16 protein-coding genes and 3 tRNA genes are annotated in these 16,017 nt (G+C 74.1%); 11 read left to right on the top strand and 8 right to left on the bottom strand.

Annotation, left to right across the window (positions count from 1 at the left end):
• The 4 genes from Q0858_RS21120 (at position 1) to Q0858_RS21105 (ending at position 3,944) form a co-directional block, all read left to right on the top strand.
• Complete coding sequence (locus Q0858_RS21120; protein ID WP_299058341.1) at positions 1-678, top strand: L-ribulose-5-phosphate 4-epimerase; 678 nt, start codon at positions 1-3, stop codon at positions 676-678.
• Positions 679-708: 30 nt separating this feature from the next.
• Positions 709-2,226: an L-arabinose isomerase gene (gene araA / locus Q0858_RS21115; protein WP_299058340.1), complete on the top strand. Its 1,518-nt coding sequence runs from the start codon at positions 709-711 to the stop codon at positions 2,224-2,226.
• Positions 2,227-2,246: 20 nt separating this feature from the next.
• The gene (locus Q0858_RS21110; protein ID WP_299058339.1) at positions 2,247-3,251 is read left to right on the top strand and encodes an aldo/keto reductase; all 1,005 of its coding nucleotides are present in this window, start codon (positions 2,247-2,249) and stop codon (positions 3,249-3,251) included.
• A gap of 102 nt (positions 3,252-3,353) precedes the next feature.
• The gene (locus Q0858_RS21105) at positions 3,354-3,944 is read left to right on the top strand and encodes a hypothetical protein (protein ID WP_299058338.1); all 591 of its coding nucleotides are present in this window, start codon (positions 3,354-3,356) and stop codon (positions 3,942-3,944) included.
• 27 nt (positions 3,945-3,971) lie between these two features.
• Here Q0858_RS21105 and Q0858_RS21100 read toward each other — a convergent pair whose 3' ends face one another.
• Positions 3,972-5,060, bottom strand: coding sequence for a hypothetical protein (locus tag Q0858_RS21100; protein WP_299058337.1), 1,089 nt, complete (start codon positions 5,058-5,060; stop codon positions 3,972-3,974).
• Positions 5,057-7,141, bottom strand: a complete 2,085-nt coding sequence (locus Q0858_RS21095) for a hypothetical protein (RefSeq protein ID WP_299058336.1) — start codon at positions 7,139-7,141, stop codon at positions 5,057-5,059. Before Q0858_RS21095 ends, Q0858_RS21100 begins: the two co-directional genes overlap by 4 nt.
• Before the next feature lie 303 nt (positions 7,142-7,444).
• Between Q0858_RS21095 and Q0858_RS21090 the strand changes: the two genes are divergently transcribed.
• Entirely contained in the window at positions 7,445-8,647 is a 1,203-nt protein-coding gene (locus Q0858_RS21090; RefSeq protein ID WP_299058335.1) for a S8 family peptidase, read from the top strand.
• 126 nt (positions 8,648-8,773) lie between these two features.
• Here Q0858_RS21090 and Q0858_RS21085 read toward each other — a convergent pair.
• Positions 8,774-8,850, bottom strand: a tRNA-Phe gene (locus tag Q0858_RS21085).
• Between the two features lie 186 nt (positions 8,851-9,036).
• Entirely contained in the window at positions 9,037-9,777 is a 741-nt protein-coding gene (locus Q0858_RS21080; RefSeq protein WP_299058334.1) for a DUF2071 domain-containing protein, read from the bottom strand.
• 48 nt (positions 9,778-9,825) lie between these two features.
• On the opposite strand from Q0858_RS21080, the gene Q0858_RS21075 reads away from it, so the two are divergent.
• Positions 9,826-10,737: an alpha/beta hydrolase gene (locus Q0858_RS21075; RefSeq protein WP_299058333.1), complete on the top strand. Its 912-nt coding sequence runs from the start codon at positions 9,826-9,828 to the stop codon at positions 10,735-10,737.
• 41 nt (positions 10,738-10,778) lie between these two features.
• A tRNA-Glu gene (locus tag Q0858_RS21070) sits at positions 10,779-10,854 on the top strand.
• Positions 10,855-10,886: 32 nt separating this feature from the next.
• Here the strand turns inward: Q0858_RS21070 and Q0858_RS21065 are convergent.
• Positions 10,887-11,156: a hypothetical protein gene (locus Q0858_RS21065; RefSeq protein WP_299058332.1), complete on the bottom strand. Its 270-nt coding sequence runs from the start codon at positions 11,154-11,156 to the stop codon at positions 10,887-10,889.
• 137 nt (positions 11,157-11,293) lie between these two features.
• Here Q0858_RS21065 and Q0858_RS21060 point away from each other — a divergent pair.
• Positions 11,294-11,370: transfer RNA gene (locus Q0858_RS21060), tRNA-Asp, on the top strand.
• A gap of 84 nt (positions 11,371-11,454) precedes the next feature.
• Positions 11,455-11,808: a metallopeptidase family protein gene (locus tag Q0858_RS21055; protein ID WP_299058331.1), complete on the top strand. Its 354-nt coding sequence runs from the start codon at positions 11,455-11,457 to the stop codon at positions 11,806-11,808.
• Positions 11,809-11,829: 21 nt separating this feature from the next.
• Here Q0858_RS21055 and Q0858_RS21050 read toward each other — a convergent pair whose 3' ends face one another.
• Genes Q0858_RS21050 through Q0858_RS21040 form a run of 3 tightly spaced genes read right to left on the bottom strand, consistent with a single transcriptional unit; the run spans position 11,830 to position 13,639 of the window.
• Positions 11,830-12,195 (bottom strand): CrcB family protein, encoded by a 366-nt coding sequence (locus Q0858_RS21050; RefSeq protein ID WP_299058330.1) that lies wholly within the window; start codon positions 12,193-12,195, stop codon positions 11,830-11,832.
• Entirely contained in the window at positions 12,192-12,611 is a 420-nt protein-coding gene (locus Q0858_RS21045) for a CrcB family protein (RefSeq protein ID WP_299058329.1), read from the bottom strand. Before Q0858_RS21045 ends, Q0858_RS21050 begins: the two co-directional genes overlap by 4 nt.
• Complete coding sequence (locus Q0858_RS21040; protein WP_299058328.1) at positions 12,608-13,639, bottom strand: ATP-binding protein; 1,032 nt, start codon at positions 13,637-13,639, stop codon at positions 12,608-12,610. The genes Q0858_RS21045 and Q0858_RS21040 overlap by 4 nt, the downstream gene beginning before the upstream one ends.
• A 207-nt stretch (positions 13,640-13,846) precedes the next feature.
• On the opposite strand from Q0858_RS21040, the gene Q0858_RS21035 reads away from it, so the two are divergent.
• Together Q0858_RS21035 and Q0858_RS21030 are read left to right on the top strand one after the other, a co-directional pair.
• On the top strand, positions 13,847-15,337 hold the full coding sequence (locus Q0858_RS21035; RefSeq protein WP_299058327.1) for an NAD(P)/FAD-dependent oxidoreductase: 1,491 nt from the start codon (positions 13,847-13,849) through the stop codon (positions 15,335-15,337).
• Positions 15,334-15,861: a GNAT family N-acetyltransferase gene (locus Q0858_RS21030; protein WP_299058326.1), complete on the top strand. Its 528-nt coding sequence runs from the start codon at positions 15,334-15,336 to the stop codon at positions 15,859-15,861. The genes Q0858_RS21035 and Q0858_RS21030 overlap by 4 nt, the downstream gene beginning before the upstream one ends.
• Positions 15,862-16,017 lie beyond the last annotated feature (156 nt).

Genomic DNA, 16,017 nt, shown 5'->3' with positions numbered 1-16,017 from the left:
ATGACCGTCACCGACGACGTCCGCACCACCCTGCTCGACCTGCGCCGTGAGGTCTGCGCGCTCCACGAGCAGCTCACCCGCTACCAGCTCGTCGTCTGGACCGCCGGCAACGTCTCCGCGCGGGTGCCCGGCCACGACCTGCTGGTGATCAAGCCGTCCGGGGTGTCCTACGACGACCTGACCCCGGAGAACATGGTCGTCTGCGACCTCCACGGCCGCGTGGTCGAAGGCGAGCACGCGCCCTCCTCCGACACCGACGCGCAGGCCTACGTCTACCGGCACATGCCCGAGGTCGGCGGCGTCGTCCACACGCACTCGACGTACGCCACCGCCTGGGCGGCGCGCGGCGAGGCCGTGCCCTGCGTGCTGACCATGGGCGCCGACGAGTTCGGCGGGGAGATCCCCGTGGGGCCGTTCGCGGTCATCGGCGACGACTCGATCGGGCGCGGCATCGTCGAGACGCTGCGCCACAGCCGGTCGAGGGCGGTGCTCATGCAGAACCACGGACCGTTCACCGTCGGCAAGGACGCGCGCTCCGCGGTCAAGGCCGCCGTGATGTGCGAGGACGTCGCCCGCACCGTCCACGTCGCCCGCCAGCTCGGCACCCCGATCCCCATCGCCCCCGACCGGGTCGACTCCCTCCACGACCGCTACCAGAACGTCTACGGCCAGCGCTGAGGCGCCGGTCCCCGCCCCAAGGAGCACCCCATGACCTCCACGTCGACCCACCAGCCCACCCCCGAGGTGTGGTTCCTCACCGGGAGCCAGTCCCTCTACGGCCCGGAGACCCTGGACCAGGTGGCCGAGCAGTCCCGCGGCGTCGCCGAGCGCCTCGCCGCGGAGGGCGACCTGCCCGTGCGGGTGGTCTGGAAGCCGGTCCTGCTGGACGCCGGCGCCATCCACCGCCAGATGCTCGAGGCCAACGCCGCGCCCGAGTGCGTCGGGGTGATCACGTGGATGCACACGTTCTCCCCGGCGAAGATGTGGATCGCGGGGCTCGACGCGCTGGCGAAGCCGCTGCTGCACCTGCACACGCAGGCGGGCATGGAGCTGCCGTGGTCGACCATCGACATGGACTTCATGAACCTCAACCAGGCCGCGCACGGCGACCGCGAGTTCGCCCACGTTCAGTCCCGGGTCGGGGTGGCGCGCACGGTCGTCGCCGGCCACGTCGGCAACCCCGCCGTCCGTCGCCGCGTCGAGGACTGGACCCGCGCCGCGCTGGGCCGCCACGAGCTGCGCACCCTGCGCCTGGTCCGCTTCGGCGACAACATGCGCGACGTCGCGGTCACCGAGGGCGACAAGGTGGAGGCCCAGCTGCGCTTCGGCGTCTCGGTCAACACCCACGGCGTGAACGACCTCGTCGCGGTCGTGGACGCGATGAGCGAGGACGACGTCGACAAGCTGGTCGTGGAGTACGCCGACCGCTACCGCGTCGCCCCCGAGCTGCTCCCCGGCGGGGACCGTCACGACTCCCTCCGGTACGGCGCCCGCATCGAGCTCGGCCTGCGGACCTTCCTGTCCGACGGCGGCTACCGCGCCTTCACCACGAACTTCGAGGACCTCGGCGGCCTGCGCCAGCTCCCCGGCCTGGCCGTGCAGCGGCTGATGGCCGACGGCTACGGCTTCGGCGGCGAGGGCGACTGGAAGACGTCGGTGCTGCTGCGCGGCATGAAGGCGATGGCCCAGGGCCGCCCCGGCGGGACGTCGTTCATGGAGGACTACACGTACCACCTGGTTCCCGGGGCCGAGAAGATCCTCGGCGCCCACATGCTGGAGGTCTGCCCGACCATCACCGAGGCCACCCCGAGCCTGGAGGTTCACCCCCTCGGCATCGGCGGCCGCGAGGACCCGGTGCGCCTCCGCTTCACCGCCACCCCGGCCGCGGGCCTCGTCGCCGGCCTCTCGGACCTCGGCGACCGCTTCCGGCTCACCGTCAACGAGATCGACGTCGTCGAGCCCGACGAGGAGCTGCCGCGGCTGCCCGTCGCCTGCGCGGTCTGGGAGCCCCGGCCGTCGCTGTCGACCTCCGCGGAGTCGTGGCTGCTCGCAGGCGCCCCGCACCACACCGTGCTCACCACCGCGATCGGCCGCGAGGTGCTCGAGGACTTCGGCGAGATGACCGGCGTCGAGGTCGTCACCATCGACGCCGACACCACCCCCCGCTCCTTCGCCCGCGAGCTGCGCTGGAACGCGGCGTACCACCGGCTCGCGGCGCGGCTGTGAGCGTCCGGGAGGATCGACCCATGAGCGAGACACTGGACACCCGCACCCTCGGCCGCACCGGACGCGACGTCACCGTCGTCGGCCTCGGCACCTGGCAGCTCGGCGCCGACTGGGGTGAGGTCAGCGAGTCCGACGCGCGCGACGTGCTCGAGGCCTCCCTCGACGCCGGGGTCACGTTCTACGACACCGCCGACGTGTACGGCGACGGCCGCAGCGAGCGCGTCGTCGGCCGGTTCCTCGCCGACCACCCGGACGCCGGGATCGTGGTGGCCACGAAGTTCGGCCGTCGCGAGGACCAGGTGCCGGAGAACTACAACGCCGACAACTTCCGCGCCTGGATCGACCGCTCGCGCACGAACCTCGGTGTGGACACCGTCGACCTCGTCCAGCTGCACTGCCCGCCGAGCGCGACGATCGACGACGACGCGACGTACGACGCCCTCGACGCGCTGGTCGCCGACGGCTCGATCGCGTCGTACGGCGTCTCCGTCGAGACGTGCGACCAGGCCCTCGCGGCCATCGCCCGGCCGGGTGTCGCGAGCGTGCAGATCATCCTCAACGCGTTCCGGCTCAAGCCCCTCGAGCGGGTGCTGCCCGCGGCCGTCGAGGCCGGCGTCGGGATCATCGCCCGGGTGCCGCTGGCCTCCGGCCTGCTCTCGGGCCGGTACGACGCGTCGACGACGTTCGCCGCCGACGACCACCGCACCTTCAACCGCGACGGGTCGGCCTTCGACGTGGGGGAGACCTTCTCCGGCGTGCCGTACGACGTCGGCACGTCCGCCGCGCAGGAGTTCGTCGCCCTGGTGCGCGACCTCCCGGGCGAGGTGACGCCCGCGCAGGCCGCGATCGCCTGGTGCCTGCAGCAGGAGGGCTGCACCACCGTCATCCCGGGCGCCCGCAACACCGACCAGGCGCGTGCCAACGCCGCCGCCGGCCGTCTGTCGGCCCTGGGTGAGGACTTCCTCGGCGCCGTCCGCGACCTGTACGACACCCGCATCCGCCCGGAGGTCCACGACCGCTGGTGAGCCTCTATGAAGCTCTATGAACGACTGCGGGGCGTGGGCTGACCGGACGCCCGTCCTGGACGCCCGGGCCGGTGTCGTGCGCGCTGCCCCACAATGGCGCACATGCGTGCACTCAGAACCCTCGCCGTCGCCACGATCACCGCAGCGACGCTCGGCCTCACCGCCGTCCCCGCCCACGCCGACACCCAGACGAAGAAGGACGCGAGCGGTGACGTGGTCGGCCTCGAGGACGGTGGCGGCAACGGCACCGCCGCCGACCGTCGGCGCACCGACGTGCTGTCCCTGACGGGCGAGCACGGCGACGGCCGGCTCCGCTTCACGTTCACGATGGCCGACACCTCCCAGGCCAGGGGCGGGTCCTTCCTCAGCGCCCAGGCGCGGTTCGTCACCACCGACGGGAGCGAGTACTACGCGAGCCTCGAGCGGGTCGGGGGCGGCGACGCCACGACGGCGCTGCGCCGTGAGGGCCAGCCGGTGACCTGCCGCGGCCTCGCCGGCCGTGTCGTGTCGGCCAAGGACCGCTACGTCCTGGTCGTGCCGCGCTCCTGCGTGGGCAACCCGGACTCGGTGCGGTTCGGCGGCGTCGTCAACTACCTCACCCCGTCGAGCACCATCCTCGGCGACGACGCGCGCCGTGACGGGCGCGTCGGCGACCGGCCCCGGCTCGGGACCGCCCGCCTGGCGAACAACTGACGCACGCGGGCTCTGCCGCCCGGCCGTCTACTGACGGCGCGGTGACGGCCAGGACGGGTCGAGGGACTGGACGAAGCCGTCGTGGTCGTCCGTGTTGACGTAGTACCGGGGCTTCGACCCCGCGGGCTGGGTCGCGACGACCCGGCCCCGGGCGTCGGTGTACCCGAGTCGCGTCTTCGGCGTCGACCCCAGGCTGGAGCGGAACACCTCGGCCCCCGCGACGGGGAACCCGTCCCAGTCGGTCACCATCAGCACGACCACGTCGTCCTCGCCGGCGGACCCCGGCACCACCTCGCCCCTGAGCCTGTCGGGGTCGTGCTCGTTCAGGGCGGTGGGTGCTACGTGGTCGGTCCCGAGCTCGGCGCCGATCGCGACCTTCTTGTCGTAGGCCGGCGCGAAGGGGGTCAGGTCCAGCACGGCGGCGAACGTGCCGCCGGGCTCCGTGCCGGTCCCGTCCACGACCTGAGCGCTCCCGAGCCGTTCGAAGGCCAGCCTGCGGGTGCGCCAGGCGGACAGCTCGACGGTCCCGCCCTCCGCGCTGGTCCGCCCGGTCACGACGCTGAGCGAGGCGGTCCGGCGGGAGTCGGCGTAGGGCTGGACGAAGTACCTCAGCTCGCCGCCCACCTCGAGCTCGACCGACGGCCGTGCCGAGATGCTGCTGCCGGCATCGCCGGCGGCGCGGACGACGGTGGTCCTCATCGACGACGCCGGACCCGCGGACGGCGTCGAGACCACTCGGACGGCCGCCCCGGCACCGGGCTCGGGGATTCCGATGGCGTCCTGCGACGACCAGTCGACCGACGCGAACCTGCCCGTCACCGTGACCGGCCCGCTGATCGCGGACCACCCGTCGTCGGTGCCGCGCGCGGCGGGGTCGGGGTTCCACTCGAAGGTGGTCGTGGCGCCGGGGTCGGCGAGCTCGGCCACCAGCCGGACGGCGCCGACGGGGTCGCTGGGGTCCTCGGGCCGGAAGGAGACGACCCGCCCCGCGTTGTACGGCGCGATGAGCCGCAGCTGGTCCCCGGCGCCGGCCGCGGCCGGGTGGGCGGGTGCGACGCCCGGGCCGGCGAGCGACAGGGCGGCGACGAGGGCGGCCACGGGGGCGGCGAGACTCACCGGAGGCCGATCGGACTCGTCTCGGTGGGCTGGACCCGCGCGCTCTCGACCAGCTCGACGACGTACGTCGTGGTCCGGGTGCCGTTGCGGTCGTCGATCGACACCGTCCGGTCACCCCGCGCGTCGAGCCGTCGTACGGCGACCTCGGTGCGGGCGCCGCCCGCGCCGACCCGCACGAAGCGCACCTTCTCGCCGGCGACCGAGGCCGGGCCGGTGACCGTGACCTCGTCGGCGCCCGTGCCGTTGCCGGCGCCGGAGCGGTCGAGGGTGACGCTGCCCTTGCCGCTGCCGAAGTCGACACGCTGGGCCACGCGGGCACCGGCGTTGCCGGACAGGGTCGAGTCGGCGTCGGGCACGTTGTCGCCCGTGGAGACACCGAGTCGGCCGCCGAGCTCGGCGGGGTCGCCACGCTCGACGCGGTCCCGGACCCGGACGAGGAAGCGGCCGTCGAGGTCGGTGCGCACCTGGTGCGACAGGGCGAGCCCGTCCTCGGTGACGATCCCGGCGTCCGCCTCCCGTCCGGGGACGTTCTCCACGCCCCGTCGGTAGTCCAGGTCGACGAGACGGCCGGTGAGGGGCCGTCCGTCGATCTCCAGCCGGCCCGCCCAGCTGGCCACCCCGCCGGAGGGGGGCGTCGCCTCCTGGTCCCGCGTGAGCAGGAGCCTGGCCTGGCCGGCCTGGAAGAAGGTCTGCTCCGAGGAGCTGTCGTCGCCGGGGAGGCGGTACTCCAGGCGCCACTCGCCGGCCTCGGGGTCGACCTCCGAGACCACGGTGATGCGTCCGTCGTCGTCCGTGGTCCCGGTCTGCCACTCCCCGGGCGAGGAGTCCACGGGTGTCACGCGGTACTCCGCCTGCTCACCCGCGCCCACGGGGCGCCGCTCCTGGTCCAGCACCTCGACGGCGACGTCACCGGGGGAGAACTCGTCGACGTCGAAGAGGTTGCCGTCGGCCAACCGTGCGTCCACGGACGTGGGCTCCGGGGTGTACCGCGGCACCTGGTACACCCCGGAGGTGGGGTCGGTGCCGGCCTCGAACGCGTCGTTCGCGGTGGTGTTCACGTAGTAGGTGCGCCGGCTCCCGGCGCGCTGGGGGACGGTGACCTCACCGTTCGTGTCGGTGAAGCCGACGCGGGCGGCGGGAGTCGACCCGCTCGCCGCGCGGAACACCTCGGCCCCCGCGACGGGGCGGCTCTCCTGGTCGTACACCTCGACCGACACGTCGACGTCCTCGCCCTGACGGCCCGCGGACGAGAAGGCACGCACCTCCATCGCCTGCTGGCGGTAGAGGGTGAGGGGCTCGACGTGGTCGCTGCCGAGCTCCGCGCCGAGCGCGACCGTCTTGCCCTCGGCGGGCTGCAGCGTCGTCAGGTCGAGCACCTTCGCGAACTCGTAGTCCGCGGGCTCGTCGGGGGCCTTGGAGGGGTCACGGACGACCTTGGCCCGGCTGATCCCCTCGAAGCGGCCGGTCTCCGAGCGCCACCCGGAGAGCTGCACGGTGCCCTCCGACGCGCTGGTCGCGCCGGTGACCGCGGCCGTGCGCCCGGTGCGGCCGACGTCGCCGTACCGCTGGATGAAGTAGCCGAGCCGGGTGTCGGCGTCGAGGTCGACCGCGGTGACGGGCTGCTCGCCGCCGCCGACGAGGACGTTGCGGCGGACGGCGTAGGTGGGCTCGCCCGCGGAGGGGGTCGACGCCACGCGGATCGCGATCCGTGAGCCGCCGGCCGGCTGGCCGGAGCCGGCCTGCCAGTCGACCGAGGCGAAGCCGCCGGAGACCCTGACCGGGTCGGTGATCGTGGTCCACCCGTCGGCGTCCAGGGCTGCGGCCGGATCGGCGTTCCAGTCGAAGGTGATCGCGTCCTCGGTCGCTCCGACCTCGGCGACGAGCCGCACCGCAGCGTTGCCGCTGAACACCCGCTCACTGTCGAAGGAGATCGCCCGCGCCTGGTTGTACGGCGTCATCAGCCGGAGTCCCGGGTCCGCGGCGGCGCCCGCGGGGGAGAGCGGGGCGAGCGCGAGCCCGCTCAGGGTGAGGGCGGCGACGGCGGTGGCGGCGAGGCCGCGACGTGCGTGGTGCGAAGGCATGGGGGTCCCTTGGTCCGAGCGCCCCGAGGGCGCGACGAGGTGATCGGTCCCGAGCCGAGAGCACTGTAGGGCCGTCCGGGTCGGTGGCGGCAGGGGTTCGGGCCGTGTCCCGGGTAAAGTTTCGTTGGTTCCTGCAGGCGCTTGGTGGGTGCACGTTCGTGCACCGCATGTTCCTGCGCGCGACGAGGTCTTCACCTGGCCGGGTCGCGTCGGCACAGTGGGAGCGGTCGGCCGCTCGGGACCGACCGCGGTCCCCCGGCCGCGCAGACGACACGGGCCTCCGGGCCCGGGAGGTTTCCCCGCATGACCACCTTCGCCGCCCGCATCCTGACCGGCGCCACCGCTCTCGCGGCGGTGGCCGGCGCCGGCGCCCTCGCCGCTCCGTCCACCGCGGCCGCCCCTGCCGCGGCCGCGGCCGCCGCGCAGTCCGACCTCGCACCGCTGGTGCGGGTCGACGACGCCATCGCCTCGCGCTACATCGTGCTGCTCGACGAGGACGCCCCCGCGGCCCGCAGCGAGGCCCGCTCGGCCGTCGACGGGCTCACCGGCGCGATCGAGCACGTGTACTCCGCCGTCGGCGGCTACACCGCGACGCTGACGGCGGCCCGGCTGCGCGACGTGCGCCGCGACCCCGACGTCGCGCTCGTCCAGCAGGACGGCCGCGTGTCGATCAGCGACACCCAGCAGGGCGCCACCTGGGGCCTCGACCGGTCCGACCAGCGCGCGCTGCCGCTGTCCGGCACCTACACGTACGACGCGACCGGCGCGGGCGTCGACGCCTACGTCATCGACACCGGCATCCGCGCCACGCACCGCGACTTCGGCGGCCGGGTCCAGCAGGGCTACTCCTCGGTGCTGCTCGGCAACCCCCGCAACGACTGCAACGGGCACGGCACCCACGTCGCCGGCACCGTCGGCGGGTCGACGTACGGGATCGCGAAGCAGGTGAACCTCATCCCGGTGCAAGTGCTCAGCTGCCTCGGCAGCGGCTCCAACTCCGGCGTCGTCGCCGGCATGGACTGGGTCGCGCAGAACGCCGACGGCCCGTCCGTCGCCAACATGAGCCTCGGCGGTGGCGCCAACGCCGCCACCGACGCCGCCGTGCAGCGGATGACCGACGCCGGCGTGACCGTCGTGGTCGCCGCCGGCAACGAGGACGCCGACGCCTGCACCTCCTCGCCGGCCCGTGCCTCCTCGGCGATCACTGTCGCGGCGAGCACCCGCACCGACTCCCGCGCGTCCTTCTCCAACTGGGGCTCCTGCGTCGACGTGTTCGCGCCCGGCCAGGACATCACCTCGACCTGGAAGGACAGCGACACCTCGACGAACACGATCTCGGGCACCTCGATGGCCTCCCCGCACGTCGCCGGCGTCGCCGCCCAGGTCCTCCAGGGCACTCCCGGCGCCTCCCCGGCGGCCGTGACCGCCGCGATCACCGGTGACGCGACGACCGGTGTGGTCACCGACACGAAGGGCTCGCCGAGCCTGTTGCTGCACAGCCGCTGAGAGGAGGTCCGCCGAGGGCCCGCGCCCCGGCTCCGGTCCGGCAGGTGGACCGGAGCCGGGGCGTCGGCGCGCGCTCCGAGGCGGACGCACCACGGGCCGCGCCGGATCGGCGCGGCCCGCGGGGTGTGGTGGGCAGGGGCGGGGTCGAACCGCCGACCTTCCACTTTTCAGGCGGACGCTCGTACCAACTGAGCTACCTGCCCATCGACCCGGCTGGCCGGATCGGGAGTGAGCATACAGGCGGCCGTCGATGGCGACGCACCGTGGGCGGGGACCGGGCGCTCCGGACCATGGTGCCGCGGTCCGTGGGTGTCCCCAGGGGATCGGCTTCCGGGTCCGCGCCGCCGTCACCTCGGCGCTGTTCGCCGCGGGCAACTCCTGGCTGGCCCTCAACGACTCCTGGCGGCCCGCCCGAAGCGGGTGTGCACGCCCGGGCTGAACGCGGTGTGGTCGGGGGCCCGGTCGGCGAGGCCGGGCAGCCCCACGGAGGCCATGAGGCCGTCGTCCAGGATCACCGGCTCGGCGTCGTGCAGCGGCCAGGCGGGGTGGGCGTTGCGCACGTACAGCGTCGTGCCCCACGCGCGGGTGTGCAGTCCCCAGCGGGCGGTGAGGAAGTCGTCGAGCGGGGTCGCCTCACGCTCCGCGCCGACCCTGACCACCAGGCGCGAGGTCGCGCGGGACGGCGTCCGCAGGCGCGCGGCGTACGTGTGCTCGGAGGCCCCGGCGACGGTGTCGACCCGGTACGACATCGAGGCCCACCGGTACGGCAGCCGCAGCGCCGCCCGCGCGCCGGCGACGACGGCGAGGCGGTCGGTGTCGAGGCTGAGGAAGACCACGCCGCGCCGCCCGTCGGGTCCGACCGAGTAGAGGCGGACGTTGGTCTCGAGGAAGGTCCCGAAGTAGGGGACCGCGGGGCCGTTGGCGAAGCCGGCGTCGACCATCCGGAACGGCACGAGGCCGACGTAGGAGCGGTCCTCGAACACGTCGGGCCGCACGCCGGGTGGCATGAAGCGTTCCAGGGAGGCCGGGTCGAGGGCCCAGTGCAGGAAGGTGAGGTCGCGCCAGTCCTGGCTCATCACCACCGGCCGGGGGAGGGCGGGGGCGGACGTCGTGACGGGCTCGGCGTGCACCCCGCCAACCTACGTCGCCCGGTCGACGGATGCCCTAGCGTCGGCGGTGTGGACGACGACCTGCTGCCGGGCTTCACCCACCGCGACGTCGCCGTGGAGCACGAGCACGGCGGCACGACGCTGCGGGTCGCCACCGCGGGTGAGGGCCCGCCCGTGCTGCTGCTGCACGGGCACCCGCAGAACCACCGCACCTGGTCGCGGGTGGCGCCGGTGCTGGCGGAGTCGTACTCCGTGGTCTGCCCCGACCTGCGCGGGTACGGCGACTCCGCCAAGCCGCGCGGCGGTGGTGACCACGCGACGTACAGCAAGCGGACGATGGCCGCCGACGTCGTCGCCCTCATGGCCTCGCTCGGCCACGAGCGGTTCGCGTTCGTCGGCCACGACCGCGGCGGCCGTGTCGGCCACCGCGCCGCGCTCGACCACCCCGACGCCGTCACCCGCCTCGCGGTGATCGACATCGCGCCGACGCGGACGATGTACGAGCGCACCGACATGGCCTTCGCGACCGGCTACTTCCACTGGTTCTTCCTGATCCAGCCCGAGCCGTGGCCCGAGCGGATGATCGGCGCCGACCCCGACGCGTTCCTGCGCCCGCACCACGACTCGCAGCTGTCCGACCCGGCGTCCGCCGACCCGCGGCTGTACGCCGACTACCTGCGCTGCTACTCGCAGCCGGAGATGATCCACGCGATCTGCGAGGACTACCGCGCCTCGGCGACGATCGACCTCGACCACGACCGCGCGGACGCCGACGCCCGTGTCGCCGTGCCCCTGCTGGCCCTGTGGGGCGACGGGGGCCTGGTCGGGTCGACGTACGACGTGCTGGCGACGTGGCGCGAGAAGGCCGCGGACGACGCGCTCGTCACCGGCCGGGCGCTGGCCGGCAAGCACTCCCTGCAGGAGGAGTCGGCCGGCGAGGTGCTCGCCGAGCTCCGGCCCTGGCTCGCCGCGGGGAGCTGACCGCCCACCGGAGGTCGCGTCCTATGCTGGCGCGGTCGCAGGCCCCCATCGTCTAGCGGCCTAGGACTCCGCCCTTTCACGGCGGCAGCACGGGTTCGAATCCCGTTGGGGGTGCCACTCCGGCCCGTCGGGGTGCCGGCCGACGGGGCTCACCCCGTCCCCGCGGTGCGAGCCAGCCGCTCGAGCTCCCGGGCCCGGTCCGCGGCGTCGAGGGCGGCCCGCAGGTGCCCTATCAGCTCGCGGTAGGCCCTGCGACGCTCCGCCAGGTGGGCGAGGACCGCGGCGTCGTCCGCCTGGACGGCAGCCTCGAGCGCCGCGGCCCGGTAGCGACGGTCGGCGTTCTCCGCTGCAGTGGCGTGGCCGACCGCTCGTTGCGCGGCTCGGTTCGTCAGCACGACGATCGGTCGGAGGAGTCCCATGCCCCTGTGGTTCCCCGTCCCCTTGACCTTCGGTTGCAGACCGTTGGGCCGGGGGGGCCGATTGGGCCACTCCCGGGGTCTGCGTTAGTGTTCATCCGGCCCCACACGAGGGGGCCGAGCACGACGCAGCACATCCTGGCCTCGTGGCGCAGTTGGTTAGCGCGCCGCCCTGTCACGGCGGAGGTCGCGGGTTCGAGTCCCGTCGAGGTCGCCAGGAACCTCCAGGTCCCGGTCACCGTCAGGTGGCCGGGACCTGCTGCGTCAAGGGTCGCCTGGCGCCACCCGGTTGAATGGGGCCATGGCGGTGGAGATGGACCGGGCCGAGTTCGAGGCGCTCGTGGGCGACGCGCTGGACGGGATCCCGGCCGAGCTGGCCGCCCGTGTCGACAACGTCGTGGTGCTCGTCGAGGACGAGCCGCCGGCGGACGAGCCCGACCTGCTCGGCCTGTACGACGGGGTCTCGCTCACGGAGCGCGGCACGGAGATGCCGATGGAGCTGCCCGACCGGATCTTCGTCTACCGCCGCCCGCTGCTCGAGATGTGCGACACCCGGGAGCAGCTCGTGGAGGAGGTCCGCGTGACCGTCGTCCACGAGGTCGCCCACCACTTCGGCATCGACGACGACCGCTTGCACGAGCTCGGCTACGCCTGAGTCACCGCTCGACCATCGGGGTCACGGCCCGGCGAGAGTGGCGACCAGCACGAAGCAGGCCGCGCAGGCCGTGAGGGACAGCCCGACCGTCAACGCCGTGTACCCGGCGCCCCGACGCCACCCCAGGTCGTGGGTGCCGACCGCGAACGTCGAGTACGTCGTGAAGCCGCCGCAGAACCCCGTCCCCAGCAGGGCGAGACCCGTCGACGACAGCACCCCCGCCAGGGCGAGCGCCGAGAAGGCGCCCAGCAGCGCCGACCCCGCGACGTTCGCGACGAGCACCCCCCAGGGCAGCCCGGCGTCGAGGCGCCGCGACAGCACGAAGCGGAGCGCCGCGCCGCTCCCGCCGCCGAGGGCGACCAGCAGCGCCGTCCCGACGACGCTCACCGTGGTCGTCCGGGAGCGAGCCGCCGGCCCAGCGCGACCGCGAGCAGGCAGGCGGCGAGGGTGCCCGTGAGGTAGGCGCCGGCGAGGACGACCCGGCCGTCGGCGAGCAGGGCGCGCGACTGCTCGGCGTACGCCGACAGGGTGGTCCAGCCGCCGAGCAGGCCGGGCCCGACCGCCGCCACCGTGAGCTCCCGGGCGTGCGGCCGGAGCCGACCGACCAGGCCGGGGAGGGTCGCGAGCGCGAACGAGCCGGAGACGTTGATGGCGAACGTCGTCCACGCGAAGCCGGTCTCCGGCGGCGTCAGCCCGACGGCCGCCCAGCGCGCGACGGCGCCCACGGCACCCCCCGCGGCGACGACCAGCACGAGCAGCGCCACCGGCGCCGCACGGTCGCGCTCGTGGGGGTCGGAGGTCACGACGACGAGTATCGGCCCTCGGAACGCGCGGAACGCCGGGTGAGGTGCCACGGCGTCGGTGACGCGCCCGCGGCCTGCTCGCCCATCTGGCCGAGGAACCAGCGGGCGAACGCCGCCTGCTCCGGCGTCCGGGCGAGGGTCAGCAGCCGGGCGCCACGGCAGAACTCGTCCGCCAGGTCGAGCAGCCGCAGCATCGACTCGACCGAGGCGGGCGCGGAGCGCGGGACCCGCAGCGACAGGTCGGCGTACGGCTCACCCGCGTCGAGCGCGGCCAGCACCTCCGGCCCCGAGACGGCCGGGCCGAAGTCGACCTCGAAGTCGGCGAACAGCGCGGAGAGGCGCTCGGCCTGCGGGTACTCGGAGGCGTGCGCGAGCGCGAGCAGCCGCAGCTCGCGGCGCAGCTCGAGGTGGTGGCGACGGAACGCCGCGAGCTGGTCCGGCGGCACGCCCAGGAGCCGGACGTCGACGAGCTCGGTGCCGGGGCGGGAGTGGGCGCCGGCACCGACCTCGCCGGTGGCGTAGACCGAGCCCGCGAGCTCGGCCGCCGTGAGGTCGTCGCGCAGCTCGGCGCTGGGCTCGAACCACACCACCTTGCCGTCGTCGCGGACCTCCGCGCCCCAGGCCGCCGCGCTGGTGGCGACGATGTGCAGGCCCCGGCCCACCGTGCTGAGGGTGTCGTCGAAGCCACCGAGCCCGGCCAGCAGGGCGTCGAGGTCGTCGGGGTCGGCGGGGTCGGCGGGGTCGGGCGGGGGCTCGGGCCTGCGCGGCGGGGTCGCGGGTCGGGGGGGCACCGAGGAGACGTCGTGCACCTCGATGCGGAGGTGCTCGGCGGGGCCGCTGACGCGCAGGGTGATCGGCCCGGGGGCGTGGAGGAGCGCGTTGGTGACGAGCTCCGACGTACCGGCCTCCGCCGACTCGACGAGGTCCTCGCGGCCGTGGGAGCGGCACACGTCGGCCACCCACCGCCGGGCGCGCTGGACCGAGCGCGGCGCAGGCTCCAGTGCCAGCGCGCTCCCGGGCAGGGTCATCGGGGGTCTCCTCGGGGCGACGTCGGGGCCCTCCGGCCCCGGCGTGCGTGCTCGTCGGCCGACGACTACCCGCTCCGGACGTGTCCGAAACCACCTCCGTCGAGGCACTTTTCGGGGCACAGGGATTGGTACGTCCCGGCGGAGCGGGGCGACAATGGACTCAGCGGCGGGAGCCCGCCGCCACGATGACCGGCGAGGAGCCGCGAGATGACGACCACCGACCGCACACCCCAGACGCCCCACCGCGTGGTGGTGATCGGGTCCGGGTTCGGAGGACTGTTCGGCACCAAGGCCCTGCGCCGCAGCGACGTCGAGGTGACCATGGTCGCCAAGACCACCCACCACCTGTTCCAGCCGCTGCTCTACCAGGTCGCGACCGGCATCCTCTCCGAGGGCGAGATCGCCCCGCCCACCCGTGAGGTGCTGAGCAGCCAGAAGAACGCCCGGGTCCTGCTCGGCGAGGTCACCGACATCGACCTCGAGCGCCGCCGGGTCACCTCCCACGTGCTGCGCCGCCAGACCGTCACCGAGTACGACTCGCTCATCGTCGCCGCGGGCGCCAGCCAGTCGTACTTCGGCAACGACCACTTCGCCGAGTTCGCGCCCGGCATGAAGAGCGTGGACGACGCCCTCGAGCTGCGCGGCCGCATCTTCGGCGCCTTCGAGCTGGCCGAGCTCGGCGCGCAGCGTGGCGAGGACATCGACCACCTGCTGACCTTCGTGGTCGTCGGCGCCGGCCCCACCGGCGTCGAGATGGCCGGCCAGATCGCCGAGCTCGCGCACCGCACGCTCAAGCGCGACTTCCACTACATCAACACCCGGGAGGCCCGCGTCCTGCTCGTGGACGCCGCCGACCAGGTCCTCCCGCCCTTCGGGGAGCGGCTCGGCGCCAGCAGCAAGCGTGAGCTGGAGAAGCTCGGCGTCGAGGTGATGCTCGGCGCGATGGTGACCGACGTCGACGAGCGCGGGCTCGAGGTCAAGTACAAGACCGGCCGCACCGAGCGGATCTCCGCGGTCACCAAGATGTGGGCCGCCGGCGTGCAGGCGAACCCGCTCGGCAAGACGTTGTCGGAGCAGACCGGCGCCCCGCTCGACCGCGCCGGCCGGATCTCGGTGAACCCGGACCTGACGCTGCCCGGCCACCCCGAGGTGTTCGTCGTCGGCGACATGATCGCCCTCGACCACCTCCCCGGGGTGGCGCAGGTGGCGATCCAGGGCGCGAAGTACGCCGCGAAGGAGATCGACGGTCGGCTGGAGAACAAGCCGCCGCAGGACCCCTTCCACTACTTCGACAAGGGCTCGATGGCCATCATCAGCCGCTTCCGGGCGGTCGCGATGGTCGGCAAGCTGCGCCTGACCGGCGTCATCGCCTGGCTGATGTGGCTGGCCGTGCACCTCGTCTACATCACGGGCTTCAAGAACCGCGTCACCGCCGTCCTGCACTGGTTCGTCTCGTTCCTCGGGCGTGGCCGCTCGGAGCGGACGTCGACCGAGCAGCAGATCTTCGCCCGCAACGCCCTCAAGCAGCTCGAGCGCGGCGCCGCCGACCTGGTCTCCGACCCGGACGTCGTCGCCAGCGACGAGATGGCCGCCCGGGAGCAGGCGCGGCGCGAGGAGCTCGAGGAGCGGGCCCGCGAGGAGGCCCGGCTCACCGACGCCGGGGAGCGCGGCGTGTCGCTGGAGCAGCGCGCCGGGTGACCGCCCTCGTCCCGCCGTCCCTGGAGCTGTACGACGGGTGGTCGGCGTGCGTCGCCGACTTCGGCGCCACCCACATGGACGGCTCCGGCTACCACGGCCCGCCCGCGGACACCTCCGTCGCGGGGTTCCGGGCCTACGTCGCCGCGCGCCTGGGGATGGCGGATCCCGCGTGGGAGCCGCCGGCGGGCCGTGTGCCCTGCTCGTTCGCGTGGATCGTCGAGGAGCCCGGTTCGACCGACGTCCTCGGGTTCCTCGCGATCCGTCACCGCCTCAACGACTTCCTGCTCGCCGAGGGCGGCCACGTGGGGTACGCCGTCCGCCCCTCCCGCCGTCGTGAGGGCCACGCCGGCCGCGCCCTCGCGCTGGCCCTGCCGATGTGCGCCCGGCTCGGCATCGACCGCGTGCTCGTGACCTGCGACGACGACAACGTCGCCAGCGCCTGCACCATCGAGCGCAACGGCGGCGTCCTCGAGGACGTCCGCGGCATCAAGCGCCGCTACTGGATCACCGCCCCCGCTGCCTGAGGGATCTCGTGGCTCGGCCGCGGGCGGCCTCGCACCTCGATCTCCGGCGGCGACCACCTCGGGCTGCGGAGCGTCACCTGGTGGTCGAGGTGCTCCGAGCCCTGGCGAGGAGCCACGAGACCCGGTGAGGGACTCGGGGTCCTGTGCCGCGATCTC

It is taken from the genome of uncultured Nocardioides sp., from assembly GCF_947489365.1.
Lineage (GTDB): Bacteria > Actinomycetota > Actinomycetes > Propionibacteriales > Nocardioidaceae > Nocardioides.
The sequence above is the reverse complement of the archived record's forward strand: the minus strand, read 5'-3'. Positions and strand labels throughout refer to the sequence as shown.

Bases quoted from the DNA above. Each gene is read 5' to 3' on its own strand.
- Q0858_RS21120 (WP_299058341.1), top strand. From the start codon at position 1: ATGACCGTCACCGACGACGTCCGCACCACCCTGCTCGACCTGCGCCGT.
- araA (WP_299058340.1), top strand. From the start codon at position 709: ATGACCTCCACGTCGACCCACCAGCCCACCCCCGAGGTGTGGTTCCTC.
- Q0858_RS21110 (WP_299058339.1), top strand. From the start codon at position 2,247: ATGAGCGAGACACTGGACACCCGCACCCTCGGCCGCACCGGACGCGAC.
- Q0858_RS21105 (WP_299058338.1), top strand. From the start codon at position 3,354: ATGCGTGCACTCAGAACCCTCGCCGTCGCCACGATCACCGCAGCGACG.
- Q0858_RS21095 (WP_299058336.1), bottom strand. From the start codon at position 7,141: ATGCCTTCGCACCACGCACGTCGCGGCCTCGCCGCCACCGCCGTCGCC.
- Q0858_RS21090 (WP_299058335.1), top strand. From the start codon at position 7,445: ATGACCACCTTCGCCGCCCGCATCCTGACCGGCGCCACCGCTCTCGCG.
- Q0858_RS21065 (WP_299058332.1), bottom strand. From the start codon at position 11,156: ATGGGACTCCTCCGACCGATCGTCGTGCTGACGAACCGAGCCGCGCAA.
- Q0858_RS21055 (WP_299058331.1), top strand. From the start codon at position 11,455: ATGGCGGTGGAGATGGACCGGGCCGAGTTCGAGGCGCTCGTGGGCGAC.
- Q0858_RS21040 (WP_299058328.1), bottom strand. From the start codon at position 13,639: ATGACCCTGCCCGGGAGCGCGCTGGCACTGGAGCCTGCGCCGCGCTCG.
- Q0858_RS21035 (WP_299058327.1), top strand. From the start codon at position 13,847: ATGACGACCACCGACCGCACACCCCAGACGCCCCACCGCGTGGTGGTG.